Source organism: Lichenicoccus roseus (assembly GCF_005844085.1).
Lineage (GTDB): Bacteria > Pseudomonadota > Alphaproteobacteria > Acetobacterales > Acetobacteraceae > Lichenicoccus > Lichenicoccus roseus.
On record NZ_VCDI01000002.1, the window covers coordinates 32077 to 47583 of the forward strand.

General features: G+C 70.3%; 11 protein-coding genes. 3 read left to right on the forward strand and 8 right to left on the reverse strand.

Annotation, left to right across the window (positions count from 1 at the left end; all coding sequences use genetic code 11):
• Positions 1–100: 100 nt before the first annotated feature.
• The 4 genes from FE263_RS05500 to FE263_RS05515 all read right to left on the reverse strand — a co-directional run bounded on the left by FE263_RS05500 (position 101) and on the right by FE263_RS05515 (position 4150).
• The gene (locus FE263_RS05500; protein ID WP_138324989.1) at positions 101–1000 is read right to left on the reverse strand and encodes an SDR family oxidoreductase; all 900 of its coding nucleotides are present in this window, start codon (positions 998–1000) and stop codon (positions 101–103) included.
• 85 nt (positions 1001–1085) lie between these two features.
• Complete coding sequence (locus FE263_RS05505; protein ID WP_138324990.1) at positions 1086–1970, reverse strand: biotin/lipoyl-binding protein; 885 nt, start codon at positions 1968–1970, stop codon at positions 1086–1088.
• Positions 1971–1982: 12 nt separating this feature from the next.
• Positions 1983–2210 (reverse strand): DUF1656 domain-containing protein, encoded by a 228-nt coding sequence (locus FE263_RS05510; RefSeq protein WP_240759042.1) that lies wholly within the window; start codon positions 2208–2210, stop codon positions 1983–1985.
• A complete protein-coding gene (locus FE263_RS05515; protein WP_138324991.1) occupies positions 2210–4150 on the reverse strand; it encodes an FUSC family protein in 1941 nt (646 codons plus the stop codon). The genes FE263_RS05510 and FE263_RS05515 overlap by 1 nt, the downstream gene beginning before the upstream one ends.
• A gap of 137 nt (positions 4151–4287) precedes the next feature.
• Here FE263_RS05515 and FE263_RS05520 point away from each other — a divergent pair, with 137 nt between their 5' ends.
• Positions 4288–5514, forward strand: coding sequence for a TIGR03862 family flavoprotein (locus FE263_RS05520; protein WP_138324992.1), 1227 nt, complete (start codon positions 4288–4290; stop codon positions 5512–5514).
• An 11-nt stretch (positions 5515–5525) separates the two neighbouring features.
• Complete coding sequence (locus tag FE263_RS05525; RefSeq protein WP_138325641.1) at positions 5526–7031, forward strand: helicase HerA domain-containing protein; 1506 nt, start codon at positions 5526–5528, stop codon at positions 7029–7031.
• Positions 7032–7108: 77 nt separating this feature from the next.
• Here FE263_RS05525 and FE263_RS05530 read toward each other — a convergent pair whose 3' ends face one another.
• From FE263_RS05530 to FE263_RS05540, 3 genes are all read right to left on the reverse strand, one after another.
• Entirely contained in the window at positions 7109–8254 is a 1146-nt protein-coding gene (locus tag FE263_RS05530) for a sulfotransferase family protein (RefSeq protein ID WP_138324993.1), read from the reverse strand.
• Positions 8255–8400: 146 nt separating this feature from the next.
• Positions 8401–9930 carry an adenosine deaminase family protein gene (locus tag FE263_RS05535; RefSeq protein ID WP_138324994.1) on the reverse strand — a complete coding sequence of 510 codons (1530 nt, stop codon included), beginning with the start codon at positions 9928–9930 and terminating at the stop codon, positions 8401–8403.
• A gap of 93 nt (positions 9931–10023) precedes the next feature.
• Positions 10024–13140 carry an Rne/Rng family ribonuclease gene (locus FE263_RS05540; protein WP_240759050.1) on the reverse strand — a complete coding sequence of 1039 codons (3117 nt, stop codon included), beginning with the start codon at positions 13138–13140 and terminating at the stop codon, positions 10024–10026.
• A gap of 591 nt (positions 13141–13731) precedes the next feature.
• On the opposite strand from FE263_RS05540, the gene FE263_RS05550 reads away from it, so the two are divergent.
• Positions 13732–14610, forward strand: a complete 879-nt coding sequence (locus tag FE263_RS05550) for an N-acetylmuramoyl-L-alanine amidase family protein (RefSeq protein ID WP_408886173.1) — start codon at positions 13732–13734, stop codon at positions 14608–14610.
• Between the two features lie 7 nt (positions 14611–14617).
• Here the strand turns inward: FE263_RS05550 and FE263_RS05555 are convergent, their stop codons facing one another.
• On the reverse strand, positions 14618–15196 hold the full coding sequence (locus tag FE263_RS05555; RefSeq protein ID WP_138324996.1) for a glycine zipper family protein: 579 nt from the start codon (positions 15194–15196) through the stop codon (positions 14618–14620).
• Positions 15197–15507 lie beyond the last annotated feature (311 nt).

The following is a 15507-nucleotide window of genomic DNA, read 5'->3' on the forward strand; positions in this document are numbered from 1 at the left end:
CTCCGCATTCGCGCGCACCATCGCGGGAACACGGAGCCGGTCAAGGTGGTCGGAAGCTACGTCTTCGAAGCTTCACAAACCGTGGGGGCCGGAGTGCCGATCAGGGAAGGTGGTTGCCGCCGGTGACGCCGTAGATCTCGGCGGTGACGTAGCTGCTCTCCTGCGAGCCGAGCAGCACGTAGATCGGTGCGCACTCGGCGGGCTGGCCGGGCCGGCCGATCGGCGTCTTCGAGCCGAATTCCGGGATGGCGTCCGCCGGCTGGCCGCCACTCGGCTGCAGCGGGGTCCAGAACGGACCCGGAGCCACCGCGTTCACCCGGATTCCCTTCTCGATCACCTGCTTGGCCAGCGCCTTGGTGAAGGCGATGATGGCGGCCTTGGTGGAAGCGTAGTCCAGCAGCGTCGGAGAGGGCTGGTAGCCTTGGATCGAGGTGGTGTTGATGATGGTGGCACCCGGCTTCATCAGCGGGATGGCGGCCTTGCAGAGCCAGAACATCGCCGTGACGTTGGTGCGGAAGGTCGCCTCGAACTGCTCGGTAGTCAGGTCGGCGATCTCCTTTACCGCGGTCTGCTTGCCGGCGACGTTGACCAGGATGTCGAGCCCGCCGAGCGAGGAATGCGCCTCGCGCACCAGCCCGCTGCTGAACGCCTCGTCGCTGATGTCGCCAGGCAGCGCCACTGCCTTGACTCCAGCGGCGCGCAGCAGGGCCACGACCTCCTGCGCGTCCTTCTCCTCGGAGGGCAGGTAGCTCAACGCCACGTCAGCACCCTCGCGGCCGTAGGCGATGGCGACGGCACGCCCGATCCCGGAATCGGCACCGGTGATCAACGCCTTGCGGCCGGCGAGCCGGCCAAATCCCTTGTAGCTGTCCTCGCCGTGATCCGGCTTGGGATCCATGTCCTGCGCCAGTCCAGGCGCCGACTGCGGCTGCTTGTCGAACTTCGGCTGCGGATACTGCGTGCGCGGATCCTGCATCGCATACTGGTTGATGGTGGTCATCGCGTCGCTCCGTCGGCCTGCATGATGCGGTCGGCGGGCCAACGGCATCTCATCCGGGCAGTTCGCTCACTTTGATGCGACGGACCTAGTTCCGGGTGGCCGGCGACGCGACGATGCCGACCGTCGCGGTCATGCCGGCGACCAGGACGATGCCGCCCGGAATGGTGTCGATATGGATCCGCACCGGCACCCGCTGCGCCAGCCTGACCCAGGTGTAGACCGGATTGACCGAAGGCAGGCCCTGCGTCGATGGCGTGGCGTTGGCGTTGCTGATGCCGAGCGTGATGCTCTGCACATGGCCGATCACCGGCTGCCGGTAGCCCATCAGCAACGCCTCGGCCCGGTCGCCGATGTGGATCGCGCCCAGCTTGGTCTCCTCGAAATAGCCGTCGATCCAGAAGCTGTCGGTATCCACCACCTGCACGTTGGCGGTGCCGGTGGTGGCGTAGTCGCCGACCCGCATCAGCAGGTTGGTGACCACGCCATTCACCGTGCTGCGTACGTTGGTGCGCTCGAGATTGATCTTCGCCTGGTTGAGTTGCGCGACCGCCGCGGCATAGGCGGCGGCGGCCTGCTCGGCGGTGTTGCGGTAGGTCTGCTTCTCCTCGACCGAGGTGCTGAGCGTGGTGAGAGCCTGGCGCCGTGCCGCCTCGGCCTGCTTGTTTCGCATGTCGTCGTCACGCTCCTGCGCGGTTGCCTGCGCCTCCGCGAGCGAGACCCGGAAATCGAACGGGTCGATCACGTAGAGCACGTCGCCCCTGTGCACCACCTGGTTATCATGGACGTGCAGCTCGGTGATCTGACCCGAGATCTGCGGCGCGATGTTGGCGACCTGCACCCGTACGGTGCCGTCGCGCGTCCATGGCGCCGCGGTGTAGTAGCGCCACAGCGCACCGGCGACGACCAGCGCGACGGCGACCAGGAACAGGGTGGCGGTCACGCGCATGGCCACCCTGGCGCGTTTGAACATCGATCGTATTCCTCAGAACAGCAGCGTGACGACGCCGAAGATGCAGATCAGCAGCGCGATCTCGGCAAGCGGTGGATTCCAGGCGACACGCTGGAAGCCGATGCGTGCAAGCAGCGGGCGCAGCGCCAGCAGGATCGCGAGTGCGACGATGCCGTCGAGCACGAAGCTGGAGATCAATACACCGCCCACATCGACGAGATGCCGGCGGATGACGATGTGGTTCAGCAGCATGTCGCGCATCACGGCAGCACTCCGGTCAGGCGCAGCATCCGCGCATTGGCGTCCAGCAGGGCGGCTGCGCCGTACAGGCCGGAGGCGGCGCCCACCGCATCGTCACGCACGTCCGGGGCGTCATGGCCGCCCTCGAGCAGCGCCGTCGCTGCCGCCCGCATGCCGGCCGGATCGTGCTGCGCCAGCGCTTGCCGCGCGGCCTCGGCATGGCCGCCCAGCCGGTCGCCGGGGCCGATGGTGGCGAGATGCCGGCGCGCCCGCGCGATCGCGCCACCCAGATGTGCCAGCGCGGTCATTCGCGAGAACACCGCCCGGCGCGCCGTGGTCTGCGGTCGCTTCTGCATCCAGCTCCAGGCCTGCGCCAAGCGGTCGTAGTGGCGGCTTACCAGGGTGGCCGGATCGCCTTCGGCACCTGTTTCGAGATCGAGCGCGATGGCGTCCGCAAGCCGGAAGATGCGCCGCCGCGGCGACGCCGGCAGCAGGAACACCATCGACAGGAACACGATGAAACTCGAAAGGATGAGCAGCAGGCCGTTCTCGGTGAAGGTCCCGAGGTCGAAGCTCTGCGGATTGCTGGGCGAGATGGCGATGAACATCCACACCAGCATGATGAAGCCGATGGTGCCGGTCCGTGGGATCAGGCTCAGCACGCATCCGAGGAACACCGGCGGCAGCAGCGACATCGCCAGGATCACCATGTCCGAGCCGTGCGTCAGCGGAAAGAAGGTGACCACCGCGCCGACCCCCACGGCCAGCGGCGCCCCGATCACCACGCCCCAGGCAAAGCTGGTCGGGTTCGGGTTGGTCGAGCTCAGCGCACACATTGCCGACACGTTGATCAGCAGCAGGGTGCTGTCGGGCAGGCCTGACAGGATGCAGAAGCCTGCGGCCAGGCTGAAGGCGATCAGCACGCGGGCGGCGTTCAGCAGGGCGGCGTAGACGTCGGCATGGGTGGCGAGGCTGACCCGGCGCATCGGCGCCTTGCCGGTGGCGAGCGAGCGCATGCCATCCTCGATCAGCGCCCGCTGCGCCACCGCCATCCGCGTGCGCTCGACGAGGAACGCCTCCGCCGGGGTGCGGGCGTCGGCGGCGAGGGCTGCCAGCGCGTCGTCGTCGGTGCGTGCCGCTTCGACGCGTGCGGCATAGTCGGGCGGCAGATCCCCGGCGCGATGCGCGGCGGCGATGGCACGGCTGTCCGACAGCACCTCCAGCAGCGCCACGATCACGCTGCGCGCCCCCGCCGCCCGCAGTGCGCCGTCCTGCAGCTCGGTGCGGGCGAAGTTGGCCTGGCCGCCGAGTTGCAGGATGGCGTTCGCCAGCGCCGCGCACTGCATGTCGTCCGGGATGGGCCTGCCGGCGAGAGCGTCCTCGAACAGCTTTTGCACGGCGTCCGCCTGGTATCGCAGGCCCTCGGTGAGCCGCTGCCAGGCATCCGGCGCACGCAGCGCGTCGTTGACCAGCGTGGAGGCGGCGACGCCGACGGCAATGACCGCGATGCGGCTCATGGCGCTGATGAAGGCGTTGTTCGGATCGTCGATCACGCCGACCCCGACGATGGCGACGGTGTAGCCGGAAAGCATCGCGCCGTACGCCCGGAAGTCGCGGGTTACGGTTCCGGCAGCGGTGCAGGCGGCAACCCAGAGCCCGATGCCGCCGAGCAGCAGGAAGCGGTTCTGCGGAAACAGGGCGCACAGCACCACGGCGACGGCGGCGCCGAGGATGGTTGCGGCCATGCGGTAGACCGCCTTCGACATCGCCTGCCCGCGCAGCGGCTGCGCCAGGATGGCAACGCAGACGGCGGCGGAGTCGGCGGAGCTGAGCTCCAGCCAGAAGGCGACGGCGAGCGCCAGGACGATGGCGAGCCAGGTGCGGAAGCAGAACGACAGCCACCCTGCCGGCAGGGTCGGCACGCCGATCCCTTTTATCAGCCGGTCGAGTGCCACAGCCATGGGGTCGGTTCCGCCGGGAAAGCAGGAGGGAATTCAGGTCTGGTGGCAAACGCCATCCCGGCGGTCCGGTTCACGTTCGCTTGCGCCCGCGATCGAATGCGACCAGAAGCGGCCTCCGCATAGGGAGGCTGCCGGCGGTGCGACAGGTTGCGATCATCGGCGCCGGGCCGGCCGGGCTTGCCGCGGCGGAGGTCCTGTCGGCGCGCGGCTTGGATGTCACGATCTACGAGCGCATGCGCACGCCGGGCCGCAAGCTGCTGATCGCCGGGCGTGGCGGCCTCAACCTCACCCATTCCGAGCCGCTGCCGTTGTTCCTTGACCGCTACGGCGACCGGCGCGACTGGCTGGCCGCCGCCATCGAGGGCTTCGCGCCGGACGATCTGCGCGCCTGGGCCGAGAGCCTCGGTCAGCCGCTGTTCACCGGCAGCAGCGGGCGGGTCTTTCCGCGCGCGATGAAGGCGTCCGGGCTGCTGCGGGCCTGGCTTGGCCGCCTGGAGGCGCAGGGCGTGGTGCTGCGGACCGGCGCGCGCTGGACCGGCTGGGGCGAGCAGGGCGCCCTGAGGCTGGAGGACGGCACCGAGGTCGCGGCGGACGCCGTGCTGCTGGCGCTCGGGGGTGCGAGCTGGGCACGGCTGGGCTCGGATGGCAGCTGGGCGCCGCTGCTGGCATCGCGCGGCGTGGCCGTGGCGCGGTTCAGGCCGGCCAATTGCGGCCTGCTGGTGCAGTGGTCGGAGATCTTCGCCGCCCGCCATGCCGGCCAGCCGCTCAAGCATGTCGGCCTGCGCTGCGGTCCGGCGCAGGCCGAGGGCGACCTGATGCTGACCGCGCGCGGGATCGAAGGCGGCGCCGTCTATGCGCTGTCGGCGCCGCTGCGCGATGCGATCGAACGCGATGGCTCGGTGCGGCTGCTGGTCGACCTGCGGCCGGACCAGACGCTGGACGACCTGGCCGCACGGCTGGCGCGGGTGCGCTCGCGGGAGAGCCTGTCGAACAGCCTGCGCCGTGCGCTCAACCTGCCACCGCAGGCGATCGGACTGCTGCGCGAGGCGGCGCTGGACGGACCGATCCCGCGCGACCCGGCTGCGCTGGCGGCACTGCTGAAGGCGGTACCGCTGCGGCTGGTCGGCACCGATGCGCTCGACCGCGCCATCTCGACCGCCGGCGGCGTGCGGCGCGAGGCGATGGACGAGCACTTCATGCTGCGCGCCTTGCCCGGCTGGTTCGCCTGCGGCGAGATGCTGGACTGGGAGGCGCCGACCGGCGGCTACCTGTTGCAGGCCGGCATCGCCACCGGCCGGGCGGCGGCCGAGGGCGTGCTGCACTGGTTGCAGGCGACGTTGCGCGCGACTCCGGCGGACCTGTAACCCCCTTGGCGATGACAGTCGCCATCGAGATTGGAGAGGCCACCGGAGCGGCAGGCGGCAACGCCGCCGGGGCCGTGCTGGACCTGGAGGAGCTGCTTTCGACCCGCCTGCTGGTGCAGGGCAATTCCGGCTCCGGCAAGTCGCACCTGCTGCGCCGGCTGCTCGAGCAGAGCGCGCCCTGGGTGCAGCAGGCGGTGATCGACCCGGAGGGCGATTTCGCCTCGCTCGCCGGGCGCTACGGCCATCTGGTGATCGACGCCGCCGCGCATGACGAGGCTGCGCTCTACTCGGCTGGCGCCCGCATGCGCATGCACCGCATCCCCGTGGTGCTCGACCTGGAGGGCCTGGACGCCGAGCAGCAGATGCGCCGGGCGGCGGCGTTTCTCGACGGCATGTTCGAGGTCGCCCGCGAGTACTGGTTCCCGGTGCTGGTGGTGGTGGACGAGGCGCAGCTGTTCGCCCCCGCGGTGGCCGGCGAGGTGTCGGACGAAGCACGTCGCACCTGTCTCGCGGCGATGACCAACCTGATGTGCCGTGGCCGCAAGCGTGGGCTGGCGGGTGTGATCGCGACGCAGCGGCTCGCCAAGCTGGCCAAGAACGTGGCGGCCGAGGCCTCGAACTTCCTGATGGGGCGCACCTTCCTTGATATCGACATGGCGCGGGCGGCCGACCTGCTCGGCATGGAGCGGCGGCAGGCGGAGGCGTTCCGCGACCTGCCCAGGGGCGAGTTCATGGCGCTCGGCCCGGCGCTGTCGCGGCGTCCGCTGCGGGTGCGGATCGGCGCCGTCGAGACCGCCAGCCGTGCCGCCGGTCCCGCGCTGCTGCCGCTGCCGGCGGATGTCGCGGCCGATCCGCATGCGCTGCTGTTGAGCCCGACGCCGGCGCACGACACGCCGGTTCGGCTGGCGCGTCGTCCGGCGCCGCCACCGGTCGATATCCTGGCGCAACTCGCGGCCCACGCCGCCGCCGTTCCGGTCGATCCGCCCGGGGCCGTGTGCGACGATGCGGACGAGGCCGCGCCCGAGCGTCGTCGCCGCATGCACGGACTGCTGCTGGCGATGCTGGACGAGCCGGAGGCGCCGTTCCGGCCGGTGCCGATGCTGTACCAGGACTTCCTGGTTCGTTGTCGTATCGACGGGCTCGGTCGCGACGCCCTCGACCTGCGGCGCTTCCGGGAGGCACTGGCCACCGCGCGCTCCGGAGTGGGTCCCGAGGCGGCAGCCAGTCAGGAATGGACGCTTGCGGAAGCCGAGGCGACGCGTCTGCCGGAGGACGTACGCGGCGTGTTCCTGCTGGTGGCGCGCGCCGCGATCGAGCGGCTGCCCTGCCCGGACGACGAGGCCATCGCCCGCGCGTACGGCACCCACTCGCTGTCGCGCGCCCGTCGCCAGCTGCTGTATCTTGAGGAGCAGGAGGCGATCGTGCTGAAGCGCGATGCCGCTGGAAGACGTATCGCCGCGTTGGTGGGTTGCGGCTGGGAGACGCTGGCGGGCGCGGTCGCCGAGCTGGTTCGCTAGCCGGGAGCGTGTGCGCGGTCATCGCCTGGGATATTTCGCCCCATCGCGGGTGAGCGTCGATGGCTCGACGGGCGGCCTCAGGCGGCTATCGCGGCAGCGTCACCGGGCAACTCGAAGCCGAGCCTGCGGAAGATCCCGGCGTGCTCGGCTACCAGCCAGGCTTGCGGGCTCAGATCGGGTCGGCTGGTCCGGGGCGCATAGCTGCTGACCTTTGCCACGTAATCGCGGAAAGCGCCCTGTGCTGCGTCGTAGCCGGGGAGACCCAGGATAGCATGGATGCGCGCGAGTTCCGCGAGCGGCTGCCGGCGCAGATCGTCGTAGGCTATCTCGACAAGCTGCCCCTCCGGCAACTCCGCCGCGTCGTGCAGCAGGCGCGTCATCAGGCGTGGATAGACGTGCCGGACCAGTGCCTCGACATCGACCTCCGTTCGTCCGAGCGAAAGTTCGCGCACCAGCACCCCGAACATGCGAACCGCCGAGGCCACCACCTCGGCCGGGTGGCGGTGGATATGGATGAAGCGCGCCTCGGGCCATATTGCGCGCAGCAGCGGGATGCGGGCGCTGTTCGCCGGATTGCGGATCAGCAACGGCCGGCCGGCGTCGCGGGTCATCTTGCCGACATAGCCACGCAGGCTCACCACCCAGCGCGAAAGTTCGCGGGCCGGCACGCCGTCCAGGAATACGCCGCGGTCGAACTCCTCCCGCAGCCGGTGCGGGAAATAGATGCCATGGTTGCACGACAGGGTGGAGAGATTGGCCATCGCCAGCTCGTCCTCCTGCGGTAGGTCGGAGGCGAGCGTCACCGCATCGATCAGCCGGTTGCGCGGAAAGAACTGCTCGACGAACGGTCTGGCTACCCGTGCCAGCCCGAGCGCCTCCGCCGGCAGGCCGACCGACATCGGCGACAGGATGCCGAACGCCGGCGAGCGGCTGAGCAGGTTTGCGAGATGGGTGGTGCCTGACCGCCAGTGGCCGACGATGAAGATCGGCGCGGGCAGGTCGTCGTCATGGCCGTGCAGCGCCGAGAAGGCCGCTTCGCCGAGCGTGAAGGGCAGACGCAGGCCGGCCATGGCCACCGCGATGGCGGCCACATGCGCGCGGCCCGGGGCGACGCCGCCTTGCAGCAGCAGCCTGGCCAGGGTCGGGAGGGTGGCGCCGCAGAGCGGGTGGAAGAGGCGATGCGCACGGCCACGGCCACGCGACGACTGTTTCGGGAGCTGCATTATCTCGTCTACGCAGCGGGCATCATCCGGTTCTTCCGACCGGTCCCCGCTACCCCCGGTCTCGACAGGCTGCTCAGAAACTTCTGGTGCTGGATCTCAGGGCAGGCGCGTCGGATCACCAGTTGTAGGAGCTCTTCGGCAGCCTGCTAGAAACGCTGCCGCAGCAGACCTTGCTCGAAGCCGGTGAATGCCGCCTCGAGCTGCCACTGCACCCGCGCCTTCTCGTCGTGCGCCAGGAAGTTGCCGCAGCCGCCGGTCGCCGGCGTGCCAGGCGTGGTGCCGGCGCAGGCGCCGGTGAGGCGGCCGTCGGCGACATTCCACAGGCTGGCCCCGGGCAGGAACGAGTAGGTCAGCGAGTTGCGCGAGAGCTGCTTCAGGTCCGCGTAGTGCAGGTGGTACGTGGTGGTGGCGCGCAGGTATTCGTGGGTGAGGTCGATGCGCTCGACGCCCTCGTCGTCGGTGGACAGCGCCATTGGCACGCCGGCGGCGCGATAGACCTCGAACGGATGCTCGTCGCCGCTGACGCCGAGGATCTGCGCGTTGCTGGTGAGGTTGATCTCGACCGCGACATGGCGCTGCGCCATCTCCGCGAGCAGGCCCGGCGCGTCGTCCTCGTAGGTGACGTCGACGCCATGGCCGATGCGTTTCGCTCCCGCGATCTCGACGGCGTGGCGGATGTGGAACTGCAGGTCGGCGGTCGGCACCAGCCCCTCGGTGAGTTCGCCCGCGTGCAGGGTCAGCGGCACCTTCGGCCACACCGAGCTGAGATAGCGGAAGGCGCGCATGTGCAGGTCGTAGTCGCGCAGCGCCACCGGATCGTCCTCCGGCTCCACGATATTGACGCCGAGAAAGCGCGGATCGCCCTCCACCAACGCATAGCTGTAGGCCATCTGCGCGAACACCTCCGGCGGCGGCATCGCGCGCAGCACCTGGGTCAGATAGCGGATGCGGACCGCGCAGCCCGGCTGCGCCTGGGGCGTGCCGCAATGCAGGACGGTGCGCATGCGGGCCTCGGCTTGGCTGGTGCGTATCCGCGCCTCGCGCACCAGGGCGGGGAGTGCCGGGCGGATCTCGTCGAGGTCGTGTGCGAAATCCTCGCCGTGCCAAGGGTGCGCCAGCCCGAGGGCGGCGGACTCGCGCATCAGCGGATAGTGCATGATCTCGAGATAGATCACGTGGTCGGCGGCGGCACGGTTCGCCGCCTCGGCGAGCATCTCGCCGGCGCGACCCTTCCCGGCGGCGTCGAACTTGCCGAACGTGCTGAAGAAGTGGTCGTGACCGGAACGGTCGGCCTGCGTCGGCTCGAAGTCGCGCATCGACAGCGCGTCGATCTCGCTGTCGTTCAGCCCGGCGGTGTGTGCCAGCGCCGGGTCGGCGGGCACCATCGGCGCGCGACAAGGTGCCGGGCCGAGCGCATGCGTGGCCGGGTCCAGGCAGAGGCCGGCCTGGCGGGCCCAGCCGAGATAGCTCTCGGCATAGATCGCACCAGAGAGGTGGTTGTGCAGGTCGGCACCCTTCGGCATCTCGCGCAGCAGCATGCGCAGGCGAGCGGGCTGTGTGGCGAGGCTGTCGAACAGGCGGCCGGCATGGGTCGCCGCATCCTCCGCGGCGGTGGCGGACGGGCCGGGCAGCAGCAGCGCGATGGCAAGGCAACAGGCGGCGCGAGCGCGGTTCATCGCGCGATGGTGGAGGAGCCGCACCCGCTCCGCAACCGGCTGCCCCGCCCGTGAAGCATGACGCTCCACGGGCGGGGAGTGGTGGTCAGGCGATCAGCGCTTCCACCAGCCGGTGCGGCGCTTCGCGGGTGCCTCGGTGGCGCCGACCAGGATCGGCTGCACCACATGCGCGGGACGCTCGGGCGCCTGCTCAGGCGCCGGCTCCGGGACCGGCGTGGGTTGCGGAGCGGCTGCGACCGGCTCCGGAGCCGGCGATGCCTCCTCGACCGGAGCGGACGGCTCGGCTGCCTCAGCCTGCCTGGTCTTGCCGGTCCGGGGCTTCGCGGCGCCGGTCGACTTGGCGGCCGCCCGCTTCCGGACCGGCTTTGCCACTGCTTCCGGCATGGCTTCCGGCACGGCTTCGCCCTCCGCCGCGGCCTCGACGGGCGGCGCTGCCTTGGCGGCACGCTTGCGCTTCGGCTTCGCCGGAGGCGCCTCGGCCGCGACTTCAGGCTCGCTTGCCAGCGTCGGTTCCGGCTTGCCTGCAAGCGGGGGCTCCGGCTCCGCGGCGGCCGGGGCCTCGGGCTCGCCGGCGTGAGCAACCTCGGGCTCGACAGGCTCGAGCGGGACTTCCAACGTCGGCTGGACCTCCACCGCCCTGGCTTGCTCCGGCTCCGGCCGCTGCGGCACAGGCTCGAAATCCTGCTCGATGACGTCGAAGATGTCGAAGCTGCCACCCCCGAACGGATCGGCCGGCGTCGGGCCGCTATAGGCCGGTGCCGCGTTCGTCTCGCCGCCACCCTGTTCCAGGGGCTTGCGGTTGCGGCCGCCGCGACGGCGACCCTTGCGCACGCCATCGAGGGCACCGTTCGATCCGGCATCCCCCGATGTGCCGGAGGCGACCGCCTCGTCCGGCTGCACCGCCGATGGGAGCGGAACGAATTCCGGCATCTCGCCCGCGATCACAGGCTGCTCGCCACCCTCGGCTGCCACACGCTCCTGCACCGGCGCCTCGCCGCTGCCCTGCGCCGCATCGCCGCCGGCATCGTCGCGTCGGCCACCGCGTCGGCTGCGACGGCGGCGCTTGCGCTTGCGCTCGCCGCCCTCGCCGGAACCCTCGGACACCGGCCGTCCGCTGGGGGCGCCCGCCGCACGGTCCTCGACATCGTCGTCCTGCTCGTCGCCGGCATCGTCTGTCTCGCCGTCGAAGCTGGGCGCGGCTGACAGGTCCATGCCCTCGAAGTCGCGGCCCCGCACGGCCGGCACGGTCTCGAACTCCTCGGCGGCGCCATGCGCGATGATGCCGTTCGCCGGCAGCCTGCGCTCAGCCGCCACCTCGATCGCCGGGACCGGTGCCTGGGCCACCTGCGGACGCTTGCCCTCGATGCGCAGCGCCGGCGGGATCAGGCTGTCGTCGGCGGCGAAATTCACCACCATGCGATGCCGCTGCTCGATCTCGCTCAGCCAGACCCGCTTGTGGTTCAGGACATACAGCGCCACCGCGCTCGCCACGTTCACCACGATCTCGGCATGGCGCTGGCGGCCGCCCTCCTCCTCGATGGCTCGCAGCACATGCAGGGCGGCGCTGTCGGTGCCGCGCATGAAGCCGGAGCCGGCGCAGTGCGGGCACGGTACGAATGTGCTCTCCACCAGTGACGGACGCAGCCGCTGGCGCGACATCTCGAGCAGACCGAAATGGCTGATGGTGCCGACCTGGATGCGGGCGCGGTCGTTGCGCAGCGCGTCCTTCAGCCGGCGCTCGACCATGGCGTTGTGCTTGCGGCTCTCCATGTCGATGAAATCGACCACGATAAGCCCGGCGAGGTCGCGCAGGCGCAGCTGGCGGCCGAGCTCGTCGGCGGCCTCCAGGTTGGTGCGCAGCGCAGTCTCCTCGATGCCGCGCTCGCGCGTCGAACGGCCCGAGTTTACGTCGATGGCGACCAGCGCCTCGGTCTGGTTGATCACCAGGTAGCCGCCGGACTTCAGCTGCACGGTCGGCTGCAGCATGGCGTCGAGGTGATGCTCGACCTGGTAGTGCGAGAACAGCGGCTGGCCGTGGTCGCGCCAGAGGTTGACCTTCTGCGCGTTGGCCGGCATCAGCATGCGCATGAACTCGCGCGCGGCCCGCCAGCCCTGCTCGCCGTCGACCGCGATTTCCTCGACGTCACGGGTGTAGACATCGCGTATCGCCCGCTTGATCAGGCTGGCTTCCTCGTAGATCAGCGCCGGCGCCACCGAGCGCATGGTGGTCTCGCGGATGTCGTCCCACAGCCGCAGCAGGTACTCGCAGTCGCGCTTGATCTCCGGCCTCGGCCGCTGGGCCCCGGCGGTGCGTACGATCATCGCCATGCCGCGTGGGATCTCGAGCTCGCTGGTGATCTCCTTGAGCCGCTTGCGGTCGGCCGCCGAGGTGATCTTGCGCGACACCCCGCCGCCGCGCAGCGAGTTCGGCATCAGCACGCAGAAGCGTCCGGCGAGCGAGATATAGGTGGTGAGTGCGGCGCCCTTGTTGCCGCGCTCCTCCTTGACGACCTGGATCAGCAGGATCTGCCGGCGGCGGATGACCTCCTGGATCTTGTACTGGCGCAGGAACCGTGCTGCCTGACGGGAGGTGCGGTTGTCGTCGCTGCCTTCCTCCTCGCCACCCATGGACTCGGGAGCCGGCTCATCGGGACGCTGGGCAGCGGCCTCGCGCTGGCTCTGGTCGGCGCCGTTGCTCTCTGCGGCGTGGCCCGCCTCCGCCGCATCGTAGCCGTTGCCTTCACCGGAGACCGCCTCGTCCTGGCGCTCCAGCGGAGCGGCGTCGGTCCCGGTGTGATCCGACGCCGGGCTGTCGTGGAACGGGTCGACCGATGCCGCGGCTTCGTGCGAGGGGGCAGGCCCGTGGCCGGCCTCGTCCGGTGTGCCCTCGCGAGCCTCCTCACGGGCTTCCTCGGCGCGGGCCTCCTCTTCCTGCAAGGCCAGCAGGCGTTCGCGATCGGCGACCGGGATCTGGTAGTAGTCGGGGTGGATCTCGCTGAAGGCGAGGAAGCCGTGGCGGTTGCCGCCATACTCGACGAACGCCGCCTGCAGGCTCGGTTCGACCCGGATGACCTTGGCGAGGTAGATGTTGCCCTTGAGCTGCTTCTTCGCGGATGTCTCGACGTCGTAATCTTCGAGGCGGTTACCGTCCAGCACGACCACGCGGGTTTCTTCCGCGTGGGTCGTGTCGATCAGCATGCGTTTGGTCATTGAGAAATGGACTCCGGTGCGCCGCACCAGCGCCTCTGCCGGGACAGGGCCGGGCGAGGCCGCGCGACGCGGCAGAATGTTGGGTGGGAACGGGATGACCGGCATCGGACCAGCGAACATGCCATGCCGGCAGCGGAGCGCGACGCGGACGGATCGTCCACGCTTGCGTCTGCTGATGGGCCAGGTGGCGGTATCCGGTGGGCATGCGGGTCCTGTGCGGAAGGCGGCACGGACCGGCAGGATGCGGGCCGCAACGCCCGGTTGAGCGTCTCTTGCCGTTCTGCGCCGCTCCGGTCATCTGGGAGGTTCGCAGGACGCGGCAGCAGCCGCATCTTGCCGCCAGCCGGACCATTCCCTTCGGGAAGACGGCGGGCGCTGCGTTGGGGCCAGCATGCCAGGCAACGCGCGAGGCGTTGCCACATGTCGATACTGTGACGCAAAGCCTGGTCCGGCGCAAGCGGCGCCTGGGTGGGGTCGAACCGGCTTCGAAATGCTGTCAACCGCTTCGCCGTCAGGGCATAATGCTGCAAGGTCAGGCCAATGGAGCAGGTCGTGTCGGAAAAACCAGCCATCCGGAGCGGCGCCGTCAACATCCGCGACCGCCTGCGGCGCCGGGAGTTCGGCCTTGCGGTCGCGGGCGCGCTGGCGCTGCCGGGATCGGCTCAGGCCGATCCGGCTCATACGTATCACGCCACCCATGCCCGGCTGCGGCACCGGCTCGCCGCGCCTCCGGTTGCGCGCAACGCGCTTCCCCAGAAGCCGCTGGTGATGCTGGATCCGGGCCACGGCGGCAAGGATCCCGGGGCCATCGGGGTGTCCGGCACCTACGAGAAACATATCGCGGTGGCCGCCGCCGAGGAACTGCGCCGGCAACTGCTCGCCACCGGGCGCTACCGGGTGGCGCTGTCGCGCGACACCGACATCTTCATCCCGCTCGAGGACCGGGTGGCGATCGCGCAGGGCCGGCAGGCGGCGCTGTTCGTCTCCATGCATGCCGATGCGCTGCACGATCCCGGCGTCCGCGGCGCCAGCGTCTACACCCTGTCGGAGAACGCGTCGGACGCGCAGACCGCCGCGCTGGCCCGCACCGAGAACAGTGCCGACCGCTATGCCGGCCCGCATGTGCAGGCGGTGTCGCCGGAGGTGCAGCGCATCCTCGCCAGCCTGGTGCGCCAGGAGACCCGGGTCGGATCGGCGCGGATGGCGCGTAGCGTGGTGGCGGCATTCCGGCCGCGCATCGGGCTGCTGAGCAATCCGGACCGGCATGCCGCCTTCGTGGTGCTGAAGGCGGCCGACATCCCCAGCGTGCTCGTCGAGATGGGGTTCATGTCGAACCGCATGGACGAGACAGCGCTCCGCCAGGCGGGCCACCGGGCGATGGTGGCAGCCGCGATGGCTTCTGCCATCGACGGCTACTTCGCGCAGGCCGGCTTCACCCGCCTGAGCGGCGAGGCGGGGCTACCCGGCTGAGGTCGATCTACCAGCCGCCATGATAGCCGTATCCCCAGCCGCCGCCGTAGTAGGGCCCATAGGCATACGGCGGCGGCGGGTACGCGTATACCGGAGGTGCCGCGACCACCACAGGCGCCGGCGGCGGTGCGTATGCGACCTGCGGCGCCTCGACCTGCTCGCCGGACGCGATCATGCACTGGGCATAGACGCGGTCGTAGTTGCCCTGCAGCGCGTTTGCCGACTCGGCGGCGTTTCCGGCACCCACCGACGAGCCGACCAGCAGGCCGCCGCCGGCACCGGCCGCGGCACCGAGGCCAGGGTTGCCGGCGGCGGCGCCGAGCAGCGCGCCGATGCCGGCACCGACCACGGTGCCGACGGCAGCGCTGCCGACGCCGCTGCTGTTGGCGCCCTGCTGAGGGGTGACGCCGTTGTTGGCAGCTGCCGCATCCTGCCGGCAGCGGCCATCATCGATGCGGTAGGCATCGTAGGTCTTGCCCTTGCCGGGGGTCGTCATGACCGTGGGGCCAGGCGGGGGCGCCACCGTACAGGCGCCCAAAGCCGCCGTGACGGCGAGGGGAGGCAGCAGGCGCAGGACCGAATGCATCGAACCACTCCATCAGAACCGGGACCGAACCATCGCGTAGATATGTCACGGCCCTCCGGTTTGCACGGGCGGACGACAATGATAAAGTGTCGGAATGTCTCCGATGTTTGCGGGCCACCCTGCGGGCCTGCTGATCACCTCCAGGCCGTATCCTGCATCCTCCGATGCAGCCCTTCCGCTTGGCCGCGGACTGCTTCGACTTATCCGCCCCTGAGCGCCACCGCCGTCCTGCACGGCTGAGCCCAGGGGACATCTTCGCGGGTCCGCCGCCCGCCTCTCGAAGCACTTCACCACGCGCCGCGCGCTCGCGT

What these genes read in the sequence shown, in the direction of transcription:
- FE263_RS05555 (WP_138324996.1), bottom strand. Translation starts at nt 15,196, where the DNA reads ATGCATTCGGTCCTGCGCCTGCTGCCTCCCCTCGCCGTCACGGCGGCT.
- FE263_RS05500 (WP_138324989.1), bottom strand. Translation starts at nt 1,000, where the DNA reads ATGACCACCATCAACCAGTATGCGATGCAGGATCCGCGCACGCAGTAT.
- FE263_RS05515 (WP_138324991.1), bottom strand. Translation starts at nt 4,150, where the DNA reads ATGGCTGTGGCACTCGACCGGCTGATAAAAGGGATCGGCGTGCCGACC.
- FE263_RS05525 (WP_138325641.1), top strand. Translation starts at nt 5,526, where the DNA reads ATGACAGTCGCCATCGAGATTGGAGAGGCCACCGGAGCGGCAGGCGGC.
- FE263_RS05510 (WP_240759042.1), bottom strand. Translation starts at nt 2,210, where the DNA reads ATGCGCGACATGCTGCTGAACCACATCGTCATCCGCCGGCATCTCGTC.
- FE263_RS05535 (WP_138324994.1), bottom strand. Translation starts at nt 9,930, where the DNA reads ATGAACCGCGCTCGCGCCGCCTGTTGCCTTGCCATCGCGCTGCTGCTG.
- FE263_RS05505 (WP_138324990.1), bottom strand. Translation starts at nt 1,970, where the DNA reads ATGTTCAAACGCGCCAGGGTGGCCATGCGCGTGACCGCCACCCTGTTC.
- FE263_RS05530 (WP_138324993.1), bottom strand. Translation starts at nt 8,254, where the DNA reads ATGCAGCTCCCGAAACAGTCGTCGCGTGGCCGTGGCCGTGCGCATCGC.
- FE263_RS05540 (WP_240759050.1), bottom strand. Translation starts at nt 13,140, where the DNA reads ATGACCAAACGCATGCTGATCGACACGACCCACGCGGAAGAAACCCGC.